This is a genomic window from Falsiruegeria mediterranea M17 (assembly GCF_900302455.1).
GTDB lineage: Bacteria > Pseudomonadota > Alphaproteobacteria > Rhodobacterales > Rhodobacteraceae > Falsiruegeria > Falsiruegeria mediterranea.
The window spans coordinates 480,794-504,878 of sequence record NZ_ONZG01000003.1; the positions used below are offsets into that span (position 1 = coordinate 480,794).

27 protein-coding genes are annotated in these 24,085 nt (G+C 61.1%); 22 read left to right on the forward strand and 5 right to left on the reverse strand.

All coding sequences use genetic code 11. From position 1 onward, the window contains the following. The first annotated feature begins 39 nt into the window (after positions 1-39). Entirely contained in the window at positions 40-501 is a 462-nt protein-coding gene (locus TRM7615_RS08370; RefSeq protein WP_108786441.1) for a hypothetical protein, read from the forward strand. 3 nt (positions 502-504) lie between these two features. Here the strand turns inward: TRM7615_RS08370 and TRM7615_RS08375 are convergent, their stop codons facing one another. The 4 genes from TRM7615_RS08375 to fsa form a co-directional block, all read right to left on the reverse strand. Next, positions 505-1,200, reverse strand: coding sequence for a CDP-alcohol phosphatidyltransferase family protein (locus TRM7615_RS08375; RefSeq protein ID WP_108786442.1), 696 nt, complete (start codon positions 1,198-1,200; stop codon positions 505-507). 94 nt (positions 1,201-1,294) lie between these two features. Beyond that, the gene (locus TRM7615_RS08380) at positions 1,295-2,215 is read right to left on the reverse strand and encodes a tyrosine recombinase XerC (protein ID WP_108786443.1); all 921 of its coding nucleotides are present in this window, start codon (positions 2,213-2,215) and stop codon (positions 1,295-1,297) included. Continuing rightward, a complete protein-coding gene (locus TRM7615_RS08385; RefSeq protein ID WP_108786444.1) occupies positions 2,212-2,919 on the reverse strand; it encodes a DUF484 family protein in 708 nt (235 codons plus the stop codon). Before TRM7615_RS08385 ends, TRM7615_RS08380 begins: the two co-directional genes overlap by 4 nt. Before the next feature lie 330 nt (positions 2,920-3,249). Continuing rightward, positions 3,250-3,903: a fructose-6-phosphate aldolase gene (fsa, locus tag TRM7615_RS08390; RefSeq protein WP_108786445.1), complete on the reverse strand. Its 654-nt coding sequence runs from the start codon at positions 3,901-3,903 to the stop codon at positions 3,250-3,252. A gap of 92 nt (positions 3,904-3,995) precedes the next feature. Here fsa and TRM7615_RS08395 point away from each other — a divergent pair, with 92 nt between their 5' ends. The 5 genes from TRM7615_RS08395 to TRM7615_RS08415 all read left to right on the forward strand — a co-directional run bounded on the left by TRM7615_RS08395 (position 3,996) and on the right by TRM7615_RS08415 (position 10,275). After that, positions 3,996-6,191, forward strand: coding sequence for a primosomal protein N' (locus TRM7615_RS08395; protein ID WP_108786446.1), 2,196 nt, complete (start codon positions 3,996-3,998; stop codon positions 6,189-6,191). Positions 6,192-6,318: 127 nt separating this feature from the next. Continuing rightward, positions 6,319-7,551 carry an MFS transporter gene (locus tag TRM7615_RS08400; protein ID WP_108786447.1) on the forward strand — a complete coding sequence of 411 codons (1,233 nt, stop codon included), beginning with the start codon at positions 6,319-6,321 and terminating at the stop codon, positions 7,549-7,551. A gap of 6 nt (positions 7,552-7,557) precedes the next feature. Next, a complete protein-coding gene (locus tag TRM7615_RS08405) occupies positions 7,558-8,952 on the forward strand; it encodes an MATE family efflux transporter (protein WP_235824045.1) in 1,395 nt (464 codons plus the stop codon). Continuing rightward, a complete protein-coding gene (locus TRM7615_RS08410) occupies positions 8,952-9,830 on the forward strand; it encodes a 50S ribosomal protein L11 methyltransferase (RefSeq protein ID WP_108786448.1) in 879 nt (292 codons plus the stop codon). Before TRM7615_RS08405 ends, TRM7615_RS08410 begins: the two co-directional genes overlap by 1 nt. A 100-nt stretch (positions 9,831-9,930) precedes the next feature. Further along, positions 9,931-10,275: a hypothetical protein gene (locus TRM7615_RS08415; RefSeq protein WP_108786449.1), complete on the forward strand. Its 345-nt coding sequence runs from the start codon at positions 9,931-9,933 to the stop codon at positions 10,273-10,275. Between the two features lie 115 nt (positions 10,276-10,390). Here the strand turns inward: TRM7615_RS08415 and TRM7615_RS08420 are convergent, their stop codons facing one another. Further along, positions 10,391-10,606 (reverse strand): DUF1127 domain-containing protein, encoded by a 216-nt coding sequence (locus tag TRM7615_RS08420; RefSeq protein ID WP_108786450.1) that lies wholly within the window; start codon positions 10,604-10,606, stop codon positions 10,391-10,393. Between the two features lie 335 nt (positions 10,607-10,941). Here TRM7615_RS08420 and ruvC point away from each other — a divergent pair, with 335 nt between their 5' ends. The 16 genes from ruvC to TRM7615_RS08500 form a co-directional block, all read left to right on the forward strand. Beyond that, entirely contained in the window at positions 10,942-11,439 is a 498-nt protein-coding gene (gene ruvC / locus TRM7615_RS08425) for a crossover junction endodeoxyribonuclease RuvC (protein ID WP_108786451.1), read from the forward strand. Continuing rightward, on the forward strand, positions 11,436-12,119 hold the full coding sequence (gene ruvA / locus TRM7615_RS08430) for a Holliday junction branch migration protein RuvA (protein ID WP_108786452.1): 684 nt from the start codon (positions 11,436-11,438) through the stop codon (positions 12,117-12,119). The genes ruvC and ruvA overlap by 4 nt, the downstream gene beginning before the upstream one ends. Positions 12,120-12,124: 5 nt before the next feature. After that, the gene (gene ruvB / locus TRM7615_RS08435; RefSeq protein WP_108786453.1) at positions 12,125-13,144 is read left to right on the forward strand and encodes a Holliday junction branch migration DNA helicase RuvB; all 1,020 of its coding nucleotides are present in this window, start codon (positions 12,125-12,127) and stop codon (positions 13,142-13,144) included. Positions 13,145-13,183: 39 nt separating this feature from the next. Then, the gene (locus TRM7615_RS08440) at positions 13,184-13,492 is read left to right on the forward strand and encodes a nucleoside triphosphate pyrophosphohydrolase family protein (RefSeq protein WP_108786454.1); all 309 of its coding nucleotides are present in this window, start codon (positions 13,184-13,186) and stop codon (positions 13,490-13,492) included. Continuing rightward, positions 13,489-14,112: a hypothetical protein gene (locus TRM7615_RS08445; RefSeq protein WP_108786455.1), complete on the forward strand. Its 624-nt coding sequence runs from the start codon at positions 13,489-13,491 to the stop codon at positions 14,110-14,112. Before TRM7615_RS08440 ends, TRM7615_RS08445 begins: the two co-directional genes overlap by 4 nt. Then, the gene (gene ybgC / locus TRM7615_RS08450; protein ID WP_108786456.1) at positions 14,109-14,495 is read left to right on the forward strand and encodes a tol-pal system-associated acyl-CoA thioesterase; all 387 of its coding nucleotides are present in this window, start codon (positions 14,109-14,111) and stop codon (positions 14,493-14,495) included. The genes TRM7615_RS08445 and ybgC overlap by 4 nt, the downstream gene beginning before the upstream one ends. 106 nt (positions 14,496-14,601) lie before the next feature. Further along, positions 14,602-15,297: a protein TolQ gene (gene tolQ, locus TRM7615_RS08455; RefSeq protein ID WP_108786457.1), complete on the forward strand. Its 696-nt coding sequence runs from the start codon at positions 14,602-14,604 to the stop codon at positions 15,295-15,297. A 3-nt stretch (positions 15,298-15,300) separates the two neighbouring features. Further along, positions 15,301-15,777, forward strand: coding sequence for a protein TolR (gene tolR / locus TRM7615_RS08460; protein WP_108786458.1), 477 nt, complete (start codon positions 15,301-15,303; stop codon positions 15,775-15,777). Positions 15,778-15,786: 9 nt separating this feature from the next. Next, positions 15,787-16,875, forward strand: a complete 1,089-nt coding sequence (tolA, locus tag TRM7615_RS08465) for a cell envelope integrity protein TolA (protein ID WP_108786459.1) — start codon at positions 15,787-15,789, stop codon at positions 16,873-16,875. Beyond that, a complete protein-coding gene (gene tolB / locus TRM7615_RS08470; RefSeq protein WP_108786460.1) occupies positions 16,872-18,191 on the forward strand; it encodes a Tol-Pal system beta propeller repeat protein TolB in 1,320 nt (439 codons plus the stop codon). The genes tolA and tolB overlap by 4 nt, the downstream gene beginning before the upstream one ends. Positions 18,192-18,299: 108 nt before the next feature. Then, positions 18,300-18,803 (forward strand): peptidoglycan-associated lipoprotein Pal, encoded by a 504-nt coding sequence (gene pal / locus TRM7615_RS08475; protein ID WP_108786461.1) that lies wholly within the window; start codon positions 18,300-18,302, stop codon positions 18,801-18,803. 4 nt (positions 18,804-18,807) lie between these two features. Continuing rightward, entirely contained in the window at positions 18,808-19,626 is an 819-nt protein-coding gene (gene ybgF, locus TRM7615_RS08480) for a tol-pal system protein YbgF (RefSeq protein ID WP_108786462.1), read from the forward strand. Continuing rightward, positions 19,623-20,876 carry a tRNA lysidine(34) synthetase TilS gene (gene tilS / locus TRM7615_RS08485; RefSeq protein ID WP_235824046.1) on the forward strand — a complete coding sequence of 418 codons (1,254 nt, stop codon included), beginning with the start codon at positions 19,623-19,625 and terminating at the stop codon, positions 20,874-20,876. The genes ybgF and tilS overlap by 4 nt, the downstream gene beginning before the upstream one ends. 75 nt (positions 20,877-20,951) lie before the next feature. Then, the gene (gene ftsH, locus TRM7615_RS08490) at positions 20,952-22,868 is read left to right on the forward strand and encodes an ATP-dependent zinc metalloprotease FtsH (protein WP_108786463.1); all 1,917 of its coding nucleotides are present in this window, start codon (positions 20,952-20,954) and stop codon (positions 22,866-22,868) included. A 336-nt stretch (positions 22,869-23,204) separates the two neighbouring features. After that, positions 23,205-23,780, forward strand: coding sequence for an MOSC domain-containing protein (locus TRM7615_RS08495; protein ID WP_108786464.1), 576 nt, complete (start codon positions 23,205-23,207; stop codon positions 23,778-23,780). 178 nt (positions 23,781-23,958) lie between these two features. Next, on the forward strand, positions 23,959-24,085 hold a 127-nt coding region (locus TRM7615_RS08500), incomplete at its 3' end, for a formate--tetrahydrofolate ligase (RefSeq protein ID WP_125133658.1).

Consider the following 24,085-nt stretch of genomic DNA (forward strand, 5'->3'; position numbering starts at 1 on the left):
ACAGCACATTATGCCCGAACAAATCTCAAGGAGACCGCCATGACCACGGATCGCGCTGCGTTGAAACAGGCCGTTCACGACAAACTTCTGTCGATGGAAGAGGCCGAGCTGGCCACAGCTATCGCGCATTACGAGGCGTTCCTGCAAGACAGTCAGATGGATGAGCGTGAAACCCACGACAAGGACGATCAAGTGGCCGCGCGGGAAAACGCGGATCTGGCCGCGGCCTTTGATACGCCGGTGCAGACCCATCATGCCAAGGTCGATGTGATCGAGAACATGGATTTTTCGCTGACCGACACGGTTGGGCCGGGATCGCTGGTGTCGTTCAACAGGCGCAACTTCATCGTCGCCGTATCCACTGCGCGGTTCGAGGTGGACGGGGTGACCTATATGGGTATTTCCCCGCAAAGCCCGATCTACAAAGCGATGGTTGGCGCCAAGGCAGGTGAAAGCTTTGAGCACAACGGCCGCAGCTTTGTCATCGACGATGTACTTTGAGGATCAGGCGTTGCGTACGGGGATCAGCTGTTGCGCAATGCCAGCCACCAGCAAATAACAACTGGTGACAATCAGACCCCAATGAGCCCAGCTTTCAGGGTGGAAATCGACCCAAGCTGCCCAACCGGCAAAGAACGTCCACGCCAGCGCCATCGACAGGCTTAATGGACGCCAGCGTTCGGTGCGCACCGGGTGGATGAATTTGAGGGGCAGGAACATCGCGATGGCCAGGGTCGTCACCAGGCCGAGGCTGACCCAGAAATTGGGTTCCAGCGCAAAGATCACCAGCACCAGCATGTTCCAGCAGCCGGGAAAACCGGAAAAGGAATTGTCCTTGGTCTTCATTCGCGTGTCGGCGAAATACATCGCACTGGCAAAGGTGATGACGATGATCGCAAACCAGCCCGTCCAGCCATCCATGAGGCCGGATTTGAACAGGGCAAATGCTGGGATGAAGACATAAGTGAGATAGTCGATGATCAGATCAAGCAGCACGCCATCGAACTCGGGTGCATTGGTTTTGACGTTGTACTTTCGGGCCAACGGACCATCAATGCCATCGACAAAGAAGGCGACGACCAACCATAGGAACATCAGGTCCCATTTGAGGTCAACGGCGGCCAACATGGCCAGCATCGCAAAGACGGCGCCGGTGGCTGTCAGCAGGTGGACGGAGAGAGCTTTGAACTGCGGTGTCATGTGTCTCTCATGGCGGAAAACGCGTCGGACTGCAAACGTTTGGTCCCTGAGAATGGCTGCAAGGGAAGGAATCCCTGACCATCGGTAAAACGTGTCACGCCTTGGGGTGTGTGCGGTTGTAGATGTCCATCAGATGCTTCGTATCCACGGCGGTATAGGCTTGCGTGGTGGACAGCGAAGCATGCCCCAACAGCTCTTGGATTGCGCGCAGGTCACCGCCTGCTTCCAGCAGATGGGTGGCAAAGCTGTGGCGCATGGCGTGCGGCGTCGCCGTTGCAGGCAGGCCCAACTGCATCCGCGCCTTGGCCATGGCGCCTTGAATGGCGCGCGGCGACAGTGCCCCACCCCGCACGCCGCGAAACAAAGGTGCGTCCGGGTCCTTGGCGTGCGGACATAAGCGCAGATATGTCTCGACCGCGTCGCGGGCGGCGTCGATCACCGGCACCACACGTTCCTTGTTGCCCTTGCCGAAGATGCGCAAGCTCCTGGGCAGGGGGGCGTCCTTGCCTTGCAGCGACAGCGCCTCGGAAATGCGCAGGCCGCAGCCATAAAGCAGCGTGACGACAGCGACATCGCGCGCTGCGACCCAATCGGACATCGACTGGAGCTCGACCGTTTCGATCATCGCCTTGGCTGCCTCCTGCGGCAATGGGCGGGGCAACTTGCGCTGGAATTTGGGGGCGCGGGTCGACAAAACGGCGGTAGGTTCAAACCCTTCACGCTCGGCAAGCCACTTGTAGAAGCTTTTGACCGCCGACAGTTTGCGGGCCAGCGACCGGGCCCCTACGCCATCACTGCGCACATGCGCCATCCACGAGCGCATGTCGCTGACCGTGATCTTTTCCAATGGCTTGAGGCCCTGGGGTTCGCCGTGGTGCAACGTCATGAACGACAGGAACTCGGTGACGTCCCCCTGATAGGCCGTAATCGTGTTCTCGGACCGGCCCATCAGCGATTTCTGCGCATCCAGCCAAGACTGGAGCGCATCGCGGCAAGCCGGAGAGATGAGGCTCATGACAGCCAGTGGCGCATCGACCGCTCAAACACGCCCGCAAAGAACGAGAGCAGATCGGTGCCCTGCTGCGGGGTAAACTGGTGCGGGTCCTCGGCCCCCATGGCCAACATGCCGGGCAGGCGGCCATTGCCGAAGTCGAGTTTGAGGCAAGCCTCGGACCGGATCCAGTCGGCGCGGGGGCCGTAGATCTGGGTCGAGGCACTTTGCAACTGCCGCAGAGTGACCTGACGCGCGCTGGTGTTGCGCCCGTTGGTCAGATAGTTTTCGATGAAACCGGGTTCAGCAATGCTCAGGACGTCCCCTAAACGATGGATCGCAGGATCGTTGTCGTTCTGCACAGATTCCAGCACCAAGGTGATCGCATCCACGCGCAGGATCTCGGCAACTTCTCCACCCAGGTCCTTGAGGAAGGTTTCAAAGTCGGTGGGATCCATCATGCGCAGGATAGCCCGGTGAACCTGATTTGTGCCCGCCAGATTTTCGTAGGCTGCGGCGATGACAGAGCGGTGGGTGTCCTCCAGCCGGTCCAACCGTGCCTCGAGCCGTTCCATGGCGATGCCACGCAGATCGACAATATTGCCCCCCATCGCGCGCTCGTTGGCGGCGACAAGCGCATGCATCAGGTCCTTGTCGTCAAGCACGGTATCGGGCTTGGCGATGATCACCTCGCGCAGGGCGTTTTCCAGTTTCGGGCTGCTGCTCATTCTAGCCTCGTTTATGTGTTGGGCCGGTTTATAGCATGTGAATGCGGGTTTGGTGCGGAAAAATCAACTGGCCTGTCAAAATGTCGAGACTTGTGCGCGGTTTACCACCGGAGCGGCAAAGGGGGGCTCCCGCCCGGTGGCACCAGATCCAAGATCTGGCCCCTCCCGTTGGGCCCGGCGCCGCGCTTTGCGCGGCGCGGTAGGAGTTTTGATCGATCCAGTAGTGACTTGGCGCAACCGCAGCGCGCCGCAGGCGCGCTGCCCGGCCCAACCGGAGGCGCTAGATCTTTGATCGAGCAACAGAGGGCGGGAGTGCCCCGCCCGCCGAAGTCAGAGGATCTTGATGTCGGCGGCTTTGATGTCCGCCAGGAAGGCATCGAGGCCTTTGTCGGTCAGCGGGTGGTTCACCATCGCCTTGATCACGGCAGGCGGGGCGGTGATCACGTCGGCGCCGATGCGGGCGCTGTCTAGGATGTGGTTCACCGAACGGATCGACGCCGCCAGGATTTCGGTCTCAAACCCGAAGTTGTCATAGATGGTGCGGATGTCCTCGATGATCTCCATGCCGTCGAGGTTGATGTCATCCAGCCGACCGATGAACGGCGAGATGAAGCTCGCGCCCGCCTTGGCCGCCAGCAGCGCCTGGTTGGCCGAGAAGCAGAGCGTCACGTTGACCATGTGACCATCGTCGGTCAGCGTTTTACAGGCCTTCAGACCGTCCCAGGTCAGCGGCACTTTGACGGCGATGTTTTCAGCAATCTCGACCAGCTTGCGGCCTTCGGCGATCATCGTCTCGGCGTCTGTTGCGGTGACCTCGGCCGATACGGGGCCGTCGACCAGATCACAGATTTCTTTGGTGACCTCGATAATATCGCGACCGGATTTCTTGATCAGCGAGGGGTTGGTGGTCACACCGTCCACCATGCCCAGGTCGTTCAGCTCGGCAATGGCGTCGATCTCGGCGGTATCAACGAAGAATTTCATGGGGGCAGTCCTTTGATGGGTTGGCCTCTGTCCCGGATGCCTTTACCTCATGAAGGGACCCACTGAAACCCCTGGCCCACGAAAGGTGATCCGTGCACGATCCAGAGTATTTCGACCAAGGTGATCTGGTTGCTGTTCTGACCACGCAACCCCTTGATCGGCTTCTGGATTACAAGGCGCCCGAAGGCGGCTGTTTTCGGGGCGCCTTTGTCGAGGTCCCGCTTGGTCCCCGCAAGGTGATGGGCGTTGTCTGGGGGCCGGGACAGGGAGATTTCGACCGGTCCAGGATTCGCTCTGTCATCCGGGTGCTCGACGTGGCCCCCATGCGGGACGAGATGCGGGTGTTTCTGGGCCGTGCTGCGGATTACACGCTGACGCCCATGTCGATGATGCTGCGGCTGGCCACCCGCACGCCGGGCTTGGGTGATCCGCAATCCATGCGCAAGGTTTATCGCCTGGGTGAAGGAGAGCCAGATCGTCAGACCGACGCCCGCCGCCGCGTGCTCGAGGTGCTGCGCGAATACGGCGGCTTGTCGTTCACGCTCAGGGAACTGGCGGATATGGCCGGGGTGACTCCGACAGTTGTCAAGGGGCTGGTCAAACAAGGTGTGGTCCGAGAGGAGGACAGTCCTCGCGATCTTCCCTATCCGCATCTGGACCCCGACCTGCCAAGCAAGGACTTGAGCGACGACCAAGCCACTGCCGCCGAAACCCTGCGTGCTGGACTGCAATCCCAGAAGTACGGCACAACGCTGCTCAAGGGCGTGACCGGTTCTGGCAAGACAGAGGTCTATCTTGAGGCCGTCGCCGAATGTCTGCGCCTTGGCAAACAAGCCCTCGTGCTGCTGCCCGAGATCGCTTTGACCGCCGAATTCCTGACCCGGATCGAGGCTCGGTTTGGCGCGCGGCCAGCCGAATGGCACTCGGGCGTTACGATGACGGAACGTCGCCGGGTCTGGCGCATGGTGGGGCAGGGGGACGCGCAGGTGGTGGTTGGCGCGCGCTCGTCGCTGTTTCTGCCGTTCCGCCACCTTGGCCTGATCATCGTGGATGAAGAACACGACACGTCTTACAAACAAGAAGATGGAGTCACGTACAACGCCCGCGACATGGCAGTGCTGCGCGCGGCCATGTGCGGCGCGCGGGTGGTGCTGGCCAGTGCCACGCCGTCGCTGGAAAGCTGGGCCAATGCGGACGCAGGCAAATACGACAAGATCGAGCTGACCTCGCGGTTTGGCCCTTCGGTCATGCCTGAGATGCGCACCATCGACATGCGGGCCGAAAGCATGCCTGCCAGCACCTGGATCTCTCCCACCTTGCGGCAGGCCGTCGAGGACCGGCGCGCCAAGGGCGAGCAGTCGCTCTTGTTCATCAATCGTCGAGGTTATGCGCCGGTGACAATCTGCCGGGCCTGCGGCCATCAGATTGGCTGCGACAACTGCGATGCACGCATGGTTGAACATCGCTTTCTCAAGCGCCTGATGTGCCACCAGTGCGGCGAGACCAAACCGATGCCGGACAAATGCCCCTCGTGTGAGGTCGAAGGCAAACTCGCCCCAGTGGGACCAGGCATCGAACGGCTGGCTGAAGAAGCACTGGAGGCGTTCCCAGATGCCAGGATTGTAACGCTCAGTTCGGACATGTTCGGCTCGGCCCGTGCACTCAAGGCCAAGATTGAAGAGATTGCCGAGGGCGAGGCCGACATCATCATCGGAACGCAGCTGGTGGCCAAGGGGCACAACTTCCCCAACCTGACCTTGGTGGGCGTGATCGACGCTGATCTGGGCCTACAGGGCTCGGATCTGCGTGCCGCCGAGCGCACCTTCCAACTGATGCGGCAGGTCGCGGGGCGTGCGGGTCGGGCCGAAAAGCCGGGTCAGGCGCTGCTGCAGACGTTCCAGCCCGAGCATCCGGTGATCCGCGCGATCCTGTCGGGGGACGAGAACGGGTTCTGGTCAGCCGAGGCGGCGGAACGGCAGGCCGCTGGTGTGCCGCCTTATGGCCGTATGGCAGGGATTGTGCTGTCGGGGCCAGATGTGGCGGCAGTCTTTGACCTGGGAAACGCCCTGGCGCGCAACGACGGTCCTCTTCGCCAGATTGGCGCGCAGGTGTTTGGGCCCGCGCCAGCCCCTATCGCGCGCATTCGCGGACGCCACCGGGTGCGGCTCTTGGTCAAGGCGGACAAGGGCGCGCCCATTCAGGATGCCATTGCCCGCTGGATCGCACCTCTGCGCCTGACAGGGGACTTGCGCCTGAGCGTCGACATCGATCCGCAGAGCTTTCTCTGATTGTCGCCTGACACGCTGCCTAGCCAGAACGCTTGATACTCCAAAATATCTGCGCGCTGACGCAGACGAGATGTGCGCTGGTCGCTTTGCGCTCGCCAGCGCCCACCAATCGGCGTAGAGAAATCTCATGATGAAACCGATCCCCCTTGCCGAGGCGCACTCCCTTCCGTTCTGGCGGCGGCCCTTTACCCTACTGTTTGTCACCGCAATGGCCATGCCGATTGCGTTTTATGCTTGGTATGCGCTGCTGAACAATTTCGTCATCGAGGTCGCAGATTTTGATGGTGCGGACATCGGATTGCTGCACACCGTGCGCGAGATTCCGGGATTTCTGGCCGTTGGGGTCATCGCTATCATCATCTTCGTGCGCGAGCAGGTGCTCGGGCTGATCTCGCTTTTCATGTTGGGGGTCGCCACGGCCTTTACCGCTTGGTTTCCCAGCTTGCAGGGCCTGCTGTTTCTGACCCTGCTTAGCTCGATTGGGTTTCATTATTATGAGACTGTGAACCAATCTCTACAGTTGCAATGGCTGCCCAAGGAGCGGGCACCGCAAATGCTGGGCTGGCTGATGGCAGCCGGGTCTGCCACAACGACCGTGGTTTTTGTCCTGATCGTGATGATGTGGGACACTCTCAACCTGACGTATAACATCGTCTTCATGCTTTCGGGCGGGGTGACGGCGGCCATCGCGGTCTTCTGTCTGCTGGCCTATCCTCAATTCGAGGCGCCGACGCCGCAGGTCAAGAAGATGGTGCTGCGGAAACGATACTGGCTCTATTACGCGCTGCAGTTCATGTCCGGCGCGCGGCGGCAGATCTTCATGGTTTTTGCCGGCTTCATGATGGTCGAACGCTTTGGGTTCGAGGTGCACGAGCTGACCGGCCTTTATCTGATCAACCTGGTGATCAACATGTTTGCGGCCCCCTTTTTGGGCAAGGCCGTCGCCAAGTTCGGTGAGCGCCGGACGCTGATGTTTGAGTACATTGGTTTGGCGCTGGTCTTTGGGGCCTATGGGGGGCTCTACTGGTTTGGCTGGGGCTTCATGCTGGCGGCGTTCCTCTATGTGATCGATCACATCCTGTTTGGTCTGGCGATGGCGCTGAAGACCTATTTCCAGAAGATCGCCGATCCCGGTGATATCGCGCCAACGGCAGCCGTGGCCTTTACCATCAACCACATCGCGGCGGTCTTCCTGCCAGTGTTGCTTGGCCTCTTGTGGGTAGTCTCTCCGGCGGCGGTCTTTGTTCTGGCGTCCTGTATGGCGATGATATCGTTGGCCTTGTCGATGCTGATCCCACGCCATCCGGAACCCGGACACGAGACAATCTTTGCTCGGCCCCAACCGGCGCCTGCGGAATGAGTGCGGATGGCTGACAAAGGGCGGTTCGTGACCGGCTCCACCATGGGGCATGTGGTGCGCATGACCATGACGGGGGCCATGGGGATCACCTTTGTCTTTCTCGTGGATGCCGCCAACCTTTTTTGGATTTCACAGCTGGGCGACCCCAAGTTGATGGCCGCCATCGGCTTTGCTTTTGCGATCCAGTATTTCTCGGTCTCGGCCGGGATCGGCCTGATGATCGCCTCCACCGCTCTTGTTTCGCGCCGCATTGGTGAAGACAACCGACCGCTGGCGCGCCGCAATGCCACAAGTGCAGCGATGATCGCCTTCACGATCCAAAGCTCGGTGGCCGCGATGATTTTCATCTTCCGGCACGACATTATCGCGCTGTCTGGCGCGACCGGAGAGACGGCGGCGCTTGCAGCGCGCTATCTGGCAATGTCGGTGCCCAGCCTCGGTGTCATGGCCGTGTCGATGATTGCCAATGGCACACTCAGGGCCGAAGGCGACGGAATGCGGTCGATGATGGTCACTTTGACCTCGGGCGTGGTTGCCATGGTGATCGACCCGATCATGATCGTGGGCTTTGGCTGGGGCTTGGATGGTGCGGCCGTGGGGCTGAACATCTCGCGCGTTGTGATGCTGGTGGTGGCGCTGCGCTTTGCCATCGGCACGCATGACTTGCTGGCGCGGCCCAGCCTGAATGGGTTGCGCGAAACTGCGGCGCCTTATTTCGCCATCGCCCTGCCAGCGATTGCAGCGCAGATGGCAACACCCGTAGGCAACTACCTGTTGACCGCCGTCATGGCGGGCTTCGGGGATGAGGCGATGGCCGGCTGGGCCGTCGTGGGTCGCCTGACCGTTGTGGCTTTTGGTGGGATCTTTTCGCTTTCAGGGGCCATCGGTGGCATTTTTGGCCAGAACTTTGGTGCGCAGCGCCACGACCGTCTGTGCCGCACCTATCGTGATGCGCTGATCTTTGGTCTAATCTACACCGCTGTCACCTGGTCTCTGCTGGCCTTGCTTGGTCCGTGGATCGTCGAGGCATTTGCCGTCACTGGCGCCGGTGTCGAGGTGGTGCTGAGCTTTGTCTATATCGGCGCGGGCGGCTTTGTCTTTGCTGCCGCACTCTATGTGGCCTCGGCTGCCTTCAACGCGCTGGCAAAGCCCGGTTGGGCCACGTTGGTGTCATGGATCCGGGACGGGATGCTCACGCTGCCCTTCGCCTGGGTCCTGGCAGGTTGGTACGGTGCGCCCGGCGTCATCTATGCGCAAGCGGTCGTCACCATACTGGTTGGGGCAGGGGCGGCCTGGTGGGGCTGGCTCTATGTGCAATCCCTCGGCCGCACCATGGTATCCGAGCTTGACCTTGAGCCGCCACGGCCCTACGCGCATGCGGACAGATTCAGGAGACGCTGATGCCGACCTTTACCGCACTTACCACGTTGATGGGCAAAGCCCCCGCCGAAGCCCTGGGCGAGGCGATGGAACGCCTGACCCCCGAACCCACCGGCATCGGTGTATTCGAAGTCGAGGACGGCTCGGGCCTGTGGGAAGTCGGTGGCTACTTTACGGAATCCCCGGACGAGGCAGGGCTGGCACTGTTGGCTGCAACGTTCAAGGCCAAGCCGTTCGTCATCTCGGAACTGCCCGAAACCGACTGGGTCGCCCATGTGCGTCGTGAACTGGCCCCGGTCGAAGCAGGCCGCTTCTTTGTCTACGGCAGCCATGACGCCGACAAGGTGCCCGAGGGCAGCATCCCGCTGCTGATCGAGGCGGCGATGGCGTTTGGCACAGGTCACCACGGCACCACGCTGGGGTGCCTGCGTGCGCTGGACCGGCTGATTTCAGACGGGTTTGAAGGCGCCAAAGTGGCCGACATCGGCTGCGGCACCGCCGTTCTGGCCATGGCGGCGGCGCGGGTCTGGACCGGCGATATCCTAGCCAGCGACATCGACGAGGTCGCGGTGGATGTGGCCGAAGCCAACCTCAAGGCCAACGGCATGGAAGGTACTGTCAAATGTCTGGAGGCTGCGGGCTTTGATCACCCCGATCTGGCGGCCCATGCGCCCTATGATCTGGTCTTTGCCAATATCCTCAAAGGTCCGCTGGTGGCCCTGTCTCCGGATGTGACATCGCACCTGCGCCCCGGCGGATACGCGATTCTGTCGGGCATTTTGAACGACCAGGCCGACGAAGTGGTCGAGGTCTATGCGCAGAACGGAAACAATCTGGTTCATCGCGACGAGATTGGTGAGTGGACAACGCTCACAATTCAAAGAAATGCCGCAATTTAGACCAGTTTTAGGGGCATTTTAGACGTGGGCCTTGGTTCGGACACATTTTGGCCGTAGGTTGTCTCAATCGCTGGTGGGGGCCGGTGAGACGGAGGCTGCCATGGTTGAGGACCATCTCCACTTTAATCGTCGTGTCAGTAAACTGACGCGGAAACATCAGGCCATGTCGCGCGGGTACACACACCGCCTGCGCTCTGACGGGCTGATCGAGGTGAAACCACGACGGGCCCGGCCCGGCGTATCCCTGCGTGCATTGGCACTCTTTGTGTTTGGCTTTCTTGCGTTCAAGGGCTTCCTGCTGGCCAACCTGGGCCCTGCGGGATACGAGGATCGGCTTGCGCGGTTGAGCGAGGGAACTGTTGTCGAGCAGGGCGGTGCTGCCTTGATGGCTGTCGATCCTGTTTCGGAATTCATCGCATCAAAGATCGGTCCAGTCCTGCGCTAGGGCAGGATTGATCGCCGGTTCGACTTGTCGGCCATTCCGACAAAAGAAAACGCCGCATGACAGGGGTCATGCGGCGTTTCTTGTGATCCCCGAGGGAGAGACGGGGAAGAGAGGCTCAGAAGCGGTGCGACCCTTCTGCAACGCCGTCGATGTCGCCGCGGATCAGACCGATGTCTTCCAGTTCGCGGTCGGACAGTTCCGACAGGGTGTTGCGGGTGACGCGGGCGTCGTTCCACAGGGCGATTGCGTTCACTGCGGATGCGAATGTTGCGCCGATACGGCCAACGAGGCCGGTCGAGCCATAGGTGCGGGTGGTGTCCAGTGCAGCCATATCCATGTTCCTTCTGGTTTGTGTGAGTAGTCACTGTGTTCGTTCTGAGCCGCACTTATGGCGGGCAAATCACCGGCACAAGAGATCAAAATTGCATGTGTCCTATGCAATTTCTGCAAGGGTCGAAATGGCTGAAACAGTCATGAAATAAAGGGTGATCAGGTGTCGAAAAAGTGTCGCTTTCTGCATTGCAGCATGTCGTTTTCAGACTGAAAGTCGCGTGCGGAACAGGCGGCGTCGTTTTTTTCTGTGAACGCAAAGCGCTTGGAAAATGTTCTCCTTTCGTGCTAGTCCGTGAGAAACGTTACAAAAACGAGCAGGGCGTGGGCGGATTTATGCGAATTCTGGGCATCGACCCCGGATTGCGGACCATGGGATGGGGCGTAATCGAATCAAACGGCAGCCGGTTGAGCCACGTTGCCAACGGTCATTGCACCTCTGGTTCGGGCGATCTGGCAGAGCGGCTCTTGTCGTTGCATGAGCAGCTCACCGACGTGGTCGCCCGGCACGCTCCAGATCAGGCGGCCATCGAACAGACATTCGTGAATAAGGATGGCGCGGGCACGCTGAAACTGGGCCAAGCGCGCGGGGTGGCATTGCTGACCCTGGCGCAGGCGGGCATCCCAATCGGCGAATATGCCCCCAACAAGGTCAAGAAAACGATCGTTGGCGCAGGTCACGCCGACAAGCAGCAGATCCTTTACATGGTGAAACTGCAATTGCCCGGCTGTCAGCCTGCGGGCGCCGACGCGGCGGATGCTCTGGCCATCGCCATGTGCCACGCGCATTATGGCGGCAAGGGTGATATCCGGCTGCGAGAGGTACAGGCATGATTGGCAAGCTAACAGGGCGGCTGGATTATCGGGCCGCCGATCACATCCTGATCGACGTGCGGGGGGTGGGGTATATCGTGTATTGCTCGGACCGGACGCTGGCGTCGTTGCCCGGCGTGGGTGAAGCGGTCTCGCTTTATACCGACATGGTGGTGCGCGAAGATCTGATGCAGCTTTATGGCTTCACTTCGCTGATCGAGAAAGAGTGGCATCGTCTGCTGTGTTCCGTGCAAGGGATCGGCGCCAAGGTCTCGTTGGCCATTCTGGGCACGCTGGGGCCGGATGGGGTCAGCCGCGCCATTGCGCTTGGCGATTGGGCTTCGGTCAAGGCGGCCAAAGGTGTCGGTCCCAAAACCGCACAGCGTGTCGTGCTCGACCTCAAGGACAAGGCGCCGGGTGTCATGGCCTTGGGCGGCACGGTGACCGAGGCGATGGACGGCCCCGAGTTGGACGTGATCGAAGCAGCAGATCCAGCACCCAAACCCAAGCCGCGCAAGAAACCGGCGGCCCCCTCTGGAGCGGCAGCCGCCTCGGCGGGCGCTTTGTCGGCGCTCTCAAACCTTGGATATGGCCCCTCTGATGCGGCGTCGGCGGTGGCTGAGGCCGCGGTGTCCAACCCCGATGCGGGTGAGGCGGAACTGATCCGCGCGGCGCTGAAACTGCTGGCACCCAAGGGGTGAGATGAATGATCGACGCTGACCCCGCCTTGCGCCCCGACCCGCTGCCAGAGGACAACGACCGCGCCCTGCGTCCGCAAGGCTTGGGTGAATTCATCGGCCAAGCCGAGGCGCGGGCCAACCTGCGCGTGTTCATCCAGTCCGCCAAACAACGCGGCGAGGCAATGGACCATACGCTGTTCCACGGTCCCCCCGGCCTGGGCAAAACTACGCTGGCGCAGATCGTGGCGCGCGAGTTGGGCGTGAACTTTCGCATGACCTCCGGGCCTGTCTTGGCCAAGGCGGGCGATCTGGCGGCGATCCTGACAAATCTGGAAAGCCGCGACGTGCTGTTCATCGACGAGATCCACCGTCTGAATCCGGCTGTCGAAGAGGTGCTGTATCCCGCGATGGAGGATTTCGAGCTCGATCTGGTGATCGGTGAAGGACCCGCCGCACGCACGGTGCGGATCGAATTGCAGCCTTTCACGCTGGTGGGGGCGACAACGCGCATGGGTCTGCTGACGACGCCGCTGCGCGACCGCTTTGGCATCCCGACGCGGCTGCAGTTCTACACGGTGGATGAACTGCACGAAATCGTCACCCGCAACGCCCGCAAGCTGGGCGCGCCTGCAGATGACGAAGGCGCGCGCGAGATTGCGCGTCGCGCCCGCGGCACCCCTCGGATCGCTGGCCGATTGCTGCGCCGGGTGGTGGATTTTGCCGTGGTCGAGGGCGACGGGCACATCACCCGCGAGTTGGCTGATGGCGCGCTTACGCGTCTTGGCGTGGATCAACTGGGCTTGGATGGCGCGGACCGACGGTATTTGAAGCTGATTGCCGAAAACTACAGCGGCGGTCCCGTGGGGATCGAGACGTTGTCGGCAGCCCTGTCGGAAAGCCGTGATGCGCTGGAAGAGGTGATCGAGCCCTATCTGTTGCAACAGGGCCTGATCCAGCGCACGCCGCGCGGGCGGATGCTGGCGCAAAAGGCCTGGGCGCATCTGGGTTTGCCCATGCCCAAAAGTCAGAGTGATTTGTTTGGTTAGGGACGCCTCCGGCGGCCGTATTTGGAACACGAAGAAACCATGGATGAGCGACTTTCAGACCTGACCGCTTTGGCGCGCCGGATTTCAGAACTCTATGCAGAGCGTTTCGATGTAGAGCGCGACGCCACCTGGTATCTGGGCAAAATGACCGAGGAGTTGGGCGAGGTGACGTCGGCCTATCTGAAACTCTCGGGGCAGGGGCGCGGCACGGGATCGCGCCGGAATCTGGAAGATGAGGTCGCCGATCTCTTGGGCTTTGTGTTGCTGTTTGCGGATTGGCAGGGCATAGATCCCGCTGAGGCCCTGCAGCGAAAGTGGGGCCGGTATCTGGAGGCGCAAGACGCATGACACCGCAAGAGATCGAGGCTCTGTTCACCCGTGACGGTGGCGATTTCGTGTTTGCCCGTTGGTCGCGCCCGATCGTGCCAATTGTTTTTGGGGTCGAGGAACAGACGCTGGAAACCGTCAAAGGCGCGTTTGAGGCGGTTGTGACGCTTGCGGGGCACAAGATGGCCGAAACGGACCCTGAACTGGGCGCCAATTGCATGGTGTTCTTTTTCCGCGATTGGGCCGAACTGCTCGAGGTGCCGGACCTGGACCGTCTGGTGCCCGATCTGGCCCCCTTGGTGGCGCGGCTGACCGAAATGGACGCCAACCAGTACCGCTCGTTCCGGTTCGAGCAGGACGGGGCGATCAAGGCCGCTTTTGTCTTTCTTCGCATGGATGCTGAGCTGTCCAAGGTCTCGGCCGAAACACTGTCGCTTAGCCAGGTGGTGCAGACCATTTTGTTGTGGTCCGATCTGGCCTTTCGCGACCGATCACCGTTGGCTGTGGCCGGTGAGACCACCATTCTGCGCCCCGACATCGCCGAGGTGATCCGGGCGGCTTATGAGCCGGTGCTGCCTGCCGCCGCGCAGGATGCATCGCACGCCCTGCGGATCTTTGCTCGGATGGGGGCAGCGCAGTGACACATCTCTTTCCCATTCGCGTCTATTACGAAGACACCGACATGGGCGGGATCGTCTATCACGCCAATTACTTGCGTTACATCGAACGGGCGCGCTCTGACTACGTGCGCAACATAGGCAATGATCAAAACGCGATGAAGGACGCAGGCCTGGTCTGGGTCGTGCGCAAGATCGAGGCCGAATACCTGAATACAGCCAAGTTTGATGACGAGCTGCAGGTCGAGACGGTGATTGCCGATCTGACCGGTGTGCGTCTGACCATGAACCAACTGATCACGCGCGGTGACACGGAAATTTTCCGCGCTTCCGTCACCGCCGTCTGCATGACGACCGAGGGCCGCCCCACGCGCCTTCCGGCAGAGATTCGCGCATTGATGCGATAAATCGTGTGCTCGGGGTGGTTATGTTGGCATTTCACCCCGATCTGAGGTAGCGTCGGCCGAAACAAGGCCGACAAAACCGGTCGCAAGGCAAAGAACGAGCAGGTTCATGGAAGCAGAAACTCTGGCGCTGGCGCAGGAGATCGATTTCTCGTTTTGGGGATTGTTTGCGCGCGCGACGCTCACCGTCAAACTGGTGATGCTGATCTTGATGGTGGCGTCATTCTGGGCGTGGTCTATCATCATTCAAAAGCTGATCATGTATCGTACCGCCCGGCGTGAGGCGGCTGTGTTTGATCAGTCGTTCTGGTCAGGCGAGCCTCTGGATGGTCTTTTTGAACAGATCGGACCAGAGCCCAAGGGCAGTTCGCAGAAGATATTTGCCGCCGGCATGATCGAATGGCGCCGCTCGCATCGGACCGATGGCGGTTTGATCGCGGGTGCTCAGGCGCGCATCGACCGGTCGATGGACGTGGCCATCAACAAAGAGGCCGAAGCTCTGCAGAAAGGCCTGCCAGTGCTGGCTACTGTGGGTTCCACCGCGCCGTTCATTGGTCTTTTCGGCACCGTCTGGGGCATCATGAACGCTTTCATCGAGATTGCCGAGCAACAAAACACCAATCTGGCTGTTGTGGCGCCGGGCATTGCCGAGGCTTTGCTCGCGACGGGCCTGGGCCTGCTTGCGGCGATCCCAGCGGTAATCTTTTACAACAAACTCAGCGCAGACAGCGACCGCATCGTGGCAGGGTACGAGGCCTTTGCCGACGAGTTCGCGACCATCCTGTCGCGCCAACTGGACAGCTGATCCATGGGGGCGGGTGTACAGCAACCAGCCGAGGCCAGCGGGCGTCGGCGTGGGCGCAGGCGCGGTCGTGCGCGCCCCATGGCCGAGATCAACGTGACGCCCTTTGTCGACGTCATGTTGGTGCTGCTGATCATCTTTATGGTGGCCGCACCCCTGTTGACCGTGGGCGTTCCAGTGGAACTGCCCAAGACCGCTGCGGGTGCGTTGCCATCTGAAGGCGAAGAGCCGCTGACCGTGACCATCACCGCCGAGGGGGCGGTGGAGATCCAGACCACTGGCGTTCCCCGAAATGAGCTGGTGCCCAAGCTGCGTGCCATCGCTGCCGAACGCTCCAGCGACCGGGTGTTCCTGCGCGCGGATGGGGCGGTGCCTTATGCGCTGGTGATGCAGGTCATGGGCGCGCTCAACGCGGGCGGGTTTACCAACGTGGGCCTTGTGACCGACACGGGCGGGCCTACGTTTGATGAAGGCGGAGAGTGAGGCAGCGGTTTGCAGACCGGCACCAAGATCTCGGCAATTGCCCATGTGACCCTGGTCGGATGGGCGTTTCTCGGCGGAGCCTTCCGGTCCGAGCCCTTGCCGTTTGACGTGCAGGACGTCTCGGTGATTTCGTCCGAGGAATTCGCAGCCCTCAGCGCGCCAGTGCAAACGCCCGAGGTGGCGCAGCAGCCCGATGCCTTGCAACAACCCGAGACGCCCGAGGTTGAGGTCGCCGTACCCGAAGCTCCGCAGCCTGAGTCCGAGCCGGAGCAACAACAACCCGAACCCGTGGTCGAGCCAACACCAGAGCCGCTCCCCGAACCGGTGGTCGAAGTGCCTGACCCGCAGGTCAGCGAGGACACAGCTGTTCTGGTGCAGCCGGACCCCGAGCCTGCAATCGACCTGAACCCGCCGGGCAAGCGTCCCAAGCCGCGCCCGGTAGAGCGAGTGGCCCCGCAGCCCGTGGCTCTACCCCCGCCCGATGCACAGCCTGATGAGGTAGAAACCCCGCCTGTCGTGGCTGAGGAGGGCGCAGAAGAGCCGCAGCCGGAACAGGAGCAGACCGCCCCCGAAGAGGCCACGGATCAGATCGTGACCGAGGCCGAGGAAAGCGATGAACTGGCTCCGCTGCGCTCACCACGTCCGCCTGCGCGTCGTCCGTCGCGACCCACGCAGACGGCCGAGCAATCGACGCCGCAACCGGCCTCTCCCAGCGGGGTTCAGGATGCGTTGGCCGAGGCTTTGGCGGGCAGCCAGGAGGACATCCCGCTTGGACCGCCGCTCACCGGTGGTGAAAAGGACGGGCTGCGCTTGGCGATGTCCCGGTGCTGGAACGTCGGTGCGTTGTCGTCTGAGGCGCTGCAAACCACGGTCATTGTCGCCTTTTCGATGCAAAGGGATGGCAAACCCGATGCGGGCTCGATCCGCATGTTGGACAGTTCGGGCGGCTCTGCGTCCTCGGCGCAACAGGCGTATCAGGCGGCAAGACGTGCTATTATCCGATGTGGCGCAAAAGGCTATGATCTGCCGGCCGAGAAGTACGGCCAGTGGCGTGACATCGAAGTGACATTCAATCCCGAGAGGATGCGGATCAAATGATGAAGTTTTTGGTAAGCCTTTTTCTGGGCCTTTCACTGATGGTGACAGTGGCCCATGCTCAGAATCAGCCGCTGCGGATCGAAATCACCGAGGGTGTGATCGAGCCGCTGCCCTTTGCAGTACCAAACTTTGTTCCCGACAGCGGGGCGGCCTCGGAATTGGCCGACGATCTGGCCCGAGTGGTGGCCGCCGACCTTTCTGGTACTGGCCTGTTCCGCGAAATCCCCGCCAGCGCTTACATCAGCCAGGTCACGGGCTTTGACGATCCGATCAAATTTGCGGATTGGAAAGCGATCAATGCTCAGGCCCTGGTCACCGGCGCGGTCAACGTCTCGGGCAACCGCGTGACGGTGCGGTTTCGCGTTTGGGACGTGTTTTCGGACAAGGAAATGGAGCCGGGCATGCAGTTTTCCGGCACGCGTGATGGCTGGCGTCGTATGGCACACAAGGTGGCCGATGCGGTTTACAGCCGGATCACGGGTGAAGGCGGATATTTCGACAGCCGCGTCGTCTATGTGTCCGAAAGCGGCCCCAAGAATCAGCGCCGCAAGCGTCTGGCCATCATGGATTATGATGGCCACAACGTTCAGTACCTGACCGACAGTTCGGCTATCGTGCTCGCGCCACGGTTCTCGCCCACCGGCGACCGGGTGCTGTACACCAGTTATGAAAGCGGCTTTCCCCGCATCCATGTGCTGGACGTGGGCCAGGTGCAACGTCGCGTTCTGGAAAGCGCCGAAGGCACAATGAGCTTTGCGCCGCGCTTTTCACCTGATGGCCAGACGGTGGTTTATTCGCTCAGCCAAGGCGGCAACACTGACCTTTACACCATGAATATCGCCTCGGGTCAGGCACAACGACTGACTAGCACCCCATCGATCGAGACGGCACCCAGCTATTCGCCCGACGGTCAACAGATCGTCTTTGAAAGCGACCGCTCAGGCACGCCGCAGCTTTATGTGATGTCAGCCAGCGGCGGAGAGGCGAAGCGCATCAGCTTTGGCCAGGGCCGCTATGGCACCCCGGTCTGGTCTCCGCGCGGCGATCTGATCGCCTTCACCAAGCAGAACAAGGGCCGCTTCCACATAGGCGTCATGCGCACTGATGGCAGTGAGGAACGCCTGCTGACCGCATCTTTCCTGGACGAGGGGCCAAGCTGGTCGCCCAATGGTCGGGTGATCATGTTCACGCGCGAAACACGGGGCGAAAACGGGCGCTCGTCTCTTTATACGGTGGATATCTCGGGCCGGAACTTGCGCCCGGTGCGCACACCTGACGGAGGCAGCGATCCGGCATGGTCGCCTTTACAGAAATAACGGGGCAGAAATGACAAGCACTTTATCACAGTTCCCCTTGCGTTCACTTGGCGTGGGGGCTGTGATACGAGAAGATCAACAACAAGCGACACACGCGGGACAATTGACATGAACCTTTTGAGCAAGATTTCGATGGCGGTGGCGCTTGTGGCCATGGCAGCCTGTACAAACAATTCGGCACTCGACGACACCAACGCTGTCAACCTGGGCGGCTCTGCTGGCACCGGATCAGCGGCGGATCCCAGTTCACCTGCGTATTTCCAGCAGGCGGTCGGCGATCGCGTGTTGTTCGAGGTTGATCAGTCCACCCTGAACGACGCAGCCCGTGCAACGCTTTTGGCGCAGGCCAACTGGCTGCTGGAAAACACCGACTTTGCGGCCACGATCGAAGGGCACGCCGACGAACAGGGGACGCGCGAGTACAACCTGGCCCTTGGTGCACGTCGCGCCAACGCGGCGCGCGAGTTCCTGATCTCGCGCGGCGTGGCGGGCAGCCGCCTGAAGGTGGTCAGCTACGGCAAGGAACGCCCGATCGAGATTTGCAGCGAAGAGGCGTGCTACGCCAACAACCGGCGCGCGGTGACCGTGCTGGCCGGTGGATTGACGGGGTAAGCGCATGCATGTTCGAGGCTTGATTTTCGCAGCCGTGATCGGGCTGACGGCGGGCATGGCCAACGCGCAGGACGCGCAGACCCTGGCCGACATCCGGCAAGAGCTGACGGTTCTGAACGTGGAGATACAACGCCTCAAGCGCGAGTTGTCGACAACCGGCGCGCCGACGTCTAGTCAAGCCAGCGGATCTGTGCTGGATCGGGTCGACACAATCGAGGCCAGCTTGCAGCGCCTGACGCGCCAGACCGAGCAGATGAACCAGCGCATCGATCGTATTGTGGCCGATGGCACCAACCGCATCGGCGATCTGGAATTCCGGCTGGTCGAACTGGAGGGCGGTGATGTGTCCACGCTAGGTGAAACATCCACATTGGGTGGGGATACCGACAGCACACCTGTCGTTCCAGTGACGCCGAGCCAGCCAGACGACACTGAGCTGGCTGTGGGCGAAAAGGCCGAGTTTGACGCCGCCAAGGCTGCATTGGATGCGGGTGAGTATCGCAAGGCTGCTGATCTCTTGAACAATTTCGACGCCTCTTACCCGGGCAGCCCGCTGGCCCCTGCCGCACATCTGAACCGGGGCAAAGCGCTTGATGGGTTGGGCGACACCCGCGAAGCGGCCCGCGCCTATCTGGCCAGCTTTACCAACAACTCCACCGGCCCTGTTGCCTCCGATGCACTTTATGAACTGGGTGCGGCTCTGGGGCGTCTGGGGCAGGTGGATCAGGCCTGTGTGACGTTGGCCGAGGTCAGCGTGCGCTTCCCAAGCGCCGCGGCCGTCAGCAATGCGCAACAGGAAATGACCTCACTGGGGTGCTCTTGAACCCGGACGACGCAGCGCTGCTGACCACTCTGCAAGCTTTTCTTGATGCGCGTCATTTGGATCACGTGGCTGTTGCCGTCTCGGGTGGTGGGGATTCCACCGCCTTGCTGCATGTGATGAGCCAATTGGCGGCAACAACCGACATCCGTGTTCAGGCCGTGACGGTTGATCATGGTTTACGTAACGAGGCTGCGGAAGAGGCCCGACAAGTCAACCGATGGGCAGCAGCATGGGGGATTCCGCACACCACACTGAAGTGGTCCGGATGGGCAGGGGATGGCAATTTGCAGGCCGAGGCTCGCAAAGCGCGCTACGAACTCATGGTCGACTGGGCAACGGAGCAGGGCGTTCAGGCCCTGTTGTTGGGACACACCGCAGATGATCAGGCCGAAACTGTTCTGATGGGGCTCAGCCGCGCCTCGGGTGTCGATGGCCTGGCAGCGATGCCGGAGCAGCGGATGCTTGGGGGCATCGCCCTGTTGCGGCCCTTGTTGGGGTACAGTCGGCAAGAGCTACGAGATTACCTGCAACTTCAGGGGCTGGACTGGATCGAAGATCCATCGAATCACAGCCCCCGGTTTGAGCGCATTCGAATGCGCCAGGCCAGCGAGGCTCTGTCCGATTTGGGGCTGTCGACACCTGCTTTGGCCCAGGTTGCGCAAAATATGGCGCATGTGCAAGCGGCGCTGGATCATCACACGCAGGCCGAGGCGCGTTTGACCTGTCAGGTAGACGCAGGCGATGTGGTGCTGGACATGGAGCGGTTCGTGACCCTGCCGCAGGAAACCGCGCGGCGCCTGTTGCTGGGAGCGGTGGCATGGGTCAATGGTGGAACAGACAGGCCCCGGAGGCAGCCCACGATAATGGCGCTGTCTGCGATCGGGCAGGGGACACCGGCGCAACTGGCTGGGTGCCGGATTGTCAAACAACGCCAATGGATGCGGGTCTGTCGCGAGTACAACGCCGTCAAGGATCTGCGGGTCAACCCCGGAGAGCTGTGGGACAACAGGTGGCGTTTGACTAGCCCGAAAGAGGACGCCATCACCATTGCAGCCCTTGGTGATAAAGGCCTATTGCAGTGCCCGAATTGGCGCGAAACCGGGCGCCCACACGCCGCCCTTGTGGCCTCACCTGCCGCCTGGCGCGGGGATGAAGTGCTGGCCGCACCCTTTGCTGCAGCCGCCAATGGATGGTCCATTCAGGGGGCAACATCGACAGAAGAGTTCATTGCTTCGCTTTTATCGCATTGAACCTGCCTCAATCCTCTCTATTTTAGTGGTCTGATCGGCTAACCCTCCAAAAGCCGAAGATTTGGGAGATTTGCCTTGGGCAACGCACGCAATATCGCCTTCTGGGTTGTACTGTTCCTGTTGATTCTTGCACTGTTCAATTTGTTCAGCGGATCCGGGGGCACCCTGCAAAGCCAGGAGCGAACATATTCCGATTTTGTCAGCGCGGTTGAAACCGGCGGAGTCAGCCAGGTGACCCTGGATGGCGAACAGGTTCGGTATCGAACGGCGGACGGAAAGGATTATGTCACCATCAAACCGGGTGACGCCGAGGTCACGACGCTGTTGATCGACAACGACGTTCCGGTTCGCGCCGAGAAACAGCAGCAGTCGGGCTTTCAGTCCTTCATTATCACGCTGCTGCCCTTCCTGCTGCTCATTGGTGTCTGGGTTTACTTCATGAACCGGATGCAGGGCGGTGGCAAAGGTGGTGCCATGGGCTTTGGCAAATCAAAGGCTAAGATGCTGACCGAAAAGCATGGCCGGGTGACCTTTGACGATGTCGCTGGCATCGACGAGGCCAAGGAAGAGCTGGAAGAAATCGTCGAGTTCCTGCGCAACCCGCAGAAATTCTCGCGTCTGGGCGGCAAGATCCCCAAAGGCGCGCTGCTGGTGGGCCCTCCGGGCACTGGTAAAACGCTGCTGGCCCGTGCGATTGCGGGCGAGGCGGGTGTGCCGTTCTTCACCATTTCGGGCTCAGACTTTGTCGAGATGTTCGTGGGTGTGGGTGCAAGCCGTGTGCGCGACATGTTCGAACAGGCCAAAAAGAACGCGCCCTGTATCGTATTCATCGACGAAATCGACGCTGTGGGCCGCCATCGTGGCGCAGGCTATGGCGGCGGCAACGACGAACGCGAACAGACACTCAACCAGTTGCTGGTCGAGATGGACGGGTTCGAAGCCAACGAAGGCGTGATCATTCTGGCGGCGACAAACCGCAAAGACGTTCTGGACCCCGCGCTGCTGCGTCCGGGCCGCTTTGACCGTCAGGTCACCGTAGGCAACCCCGACATCAAGGGGCGCGAAAAGATCCTGGGCGTGCATGCCCGCAAGACCCCGCTGGGGCCGGATGTCGACCTGCGCATCATCGCGCGCGGTACGCCGGGCTTCTCCGGTGCGGATCTGGCAAACCTCGTGAACGAGGCGGCGCTGATGGCTGCACGTGTGGGCCGTCGATTCGTCACGATGGAGGATTTCGAGAACGCCAAGGACAAGGTGATGATGGGGGCCGAACGGCGCTCGATGGTTCTGACCCAGGACCAAAAGGAAAAAACCGCGTATCACGAGGCCGGCCACGCCGTGGTTGGCCTGGCACTGCCGGAATGCGATCCGGTCTACAAGGCGACGATCATTCCACGTGGTGGTGCCTTGGGGATGGTGGTGTCTCTGCCCGAAATCGACCGCCTGAACTGGCACAAGTCGGAGTGTGAGCAGAAGCTGGCGATGACCATGGCGGGTAAAGCGGCCGAGATCATCAAATATGGCGAAGACCATGTGTCCAACGGCCCAGCCGGTGACATCCAGCAAGCCAGCCAATTGGCCCGCGCGATGGTGCTGCGGTGGGGCATGTCCGACAAGGTCGGCAACATCGACTATGCCGAGGCGCATGAAGGTTACAGTGGCAATACTGCAGGCTTCTCGGTATCGGCCAACACCAAGGAGATGATCGAGGAAGAGGTGAAGCGCTTCATCCAGGAAGGCTATGAGCGCGCGCATCAGATCCTGACCGAGAAGAACACCGAATGGGAACGTCTGGCGCAAGGCCTGTTGGAGTATGAAACCCTGACGGGCGAAGAGATCCGGCGCGTCATGAACGGCGAGCCTCCGAGCGCTGGTGACGACGATGGTGACAGCCCGGATGAGGGGAGCGCACCCAGCGTCACGGCCATTCCCAAGACCAAGCCCAAGAAACCGTCGGCCGACGGTGGGATGGAGCCGGAACCAACGGCATAAGCTGGTGAGACCAAGACAAGCCCCGGAGGATGCCTCCGGGGCTTTTTTTGTCGAAGCAGGTGTGCTCCCGCGCCCGAGCAGACCTGACTGCGTCAGCCCCGCTAACGGCCTTGGGCCGGGCGCCTCGCCTAAGGCTCGGCGCGGTTTCGTTTGGGACATCTGGTTCGCCACAGTCTCCATCCGCCGCGCGCAGCGCGGCCCGGCCCAACGGGAGGAGGGCATCTTTGATGCCTGATCGACGGGCGGGAGCACCTCGTTTCTCTGGCACACTTTCCGAATTGCCGTATGGTGTGCCCAATCACTCAAGACGTCCGATACAGGCTGAGGAGGCGCGAGATGCCGGTGTTGAAGGAAACGCAATATGCAGGGGAAATCGTCTGGCTGGGGCACGTACCGTCCGGGCGTACGCTCAAGGCGCAGACGATCGATCATTTGACCTGTGGCTTTGCAGGCGTGCCCGCAGAACGTCACGAAGGCGTCAACCGTGCGTCTTGTGTAAGGGTGCGCAATCTCTACGCTGAAGGCACGGAAATCCGCAATGTGCGGCAGTTGACCATCCTGTCGCGGGAGGAGCTGGACGCCATTGCGGGTGATATGGGCCTAGACGCCCTTGATCCCGGCCTGTTGGGGGCAACAGTCGTGATCAAGGGCATCCCCGACTTCACCTTTGTCCCGCCATCCAGCCGCCTTCAGGGGCCGTCTGGTGTCACGCTGACCGTGGACATGGAAAACCGCCCCTGCGTGCTGCCTGGGCGCGAGATCGAGGCCACATCGCCAGGCTATGGCGCCTCGTTCAAACCGGCCGCCAAGAATCGCCGGGGCATTACAGCCTGGGTCGAACGCCCGGGCGGGCTGGCGCTGGGGGATCGGTTGCAGCTTTTCATCCCCGATCAGCGCGCTTGGGCACCTTGAAAGTATCCCAAGGGATACCGCGTTTCCGATTTGAAACGTCTAACGGCCCCCAACGCCGTTTCGAAGCATGAAAATGTCGGAATCTATACCCTGTTTCGAAATGGTGGCGGGTATGGGTTGAACAGCGCCGAGGGGGCGACCCTTCGGCATTGGCCGACATGCTTCAAGGATCTTGCTGATGAGCTACAAATCCGACATTGAAATCGCCCGTGAGGCGAACAAGAAACCCATTCAGGAGATTGGTGCCAAGATCGGCATTTCCTCGGATGATCTGCTGCCCTACGGCCACGACAAGGCCAAGGTGA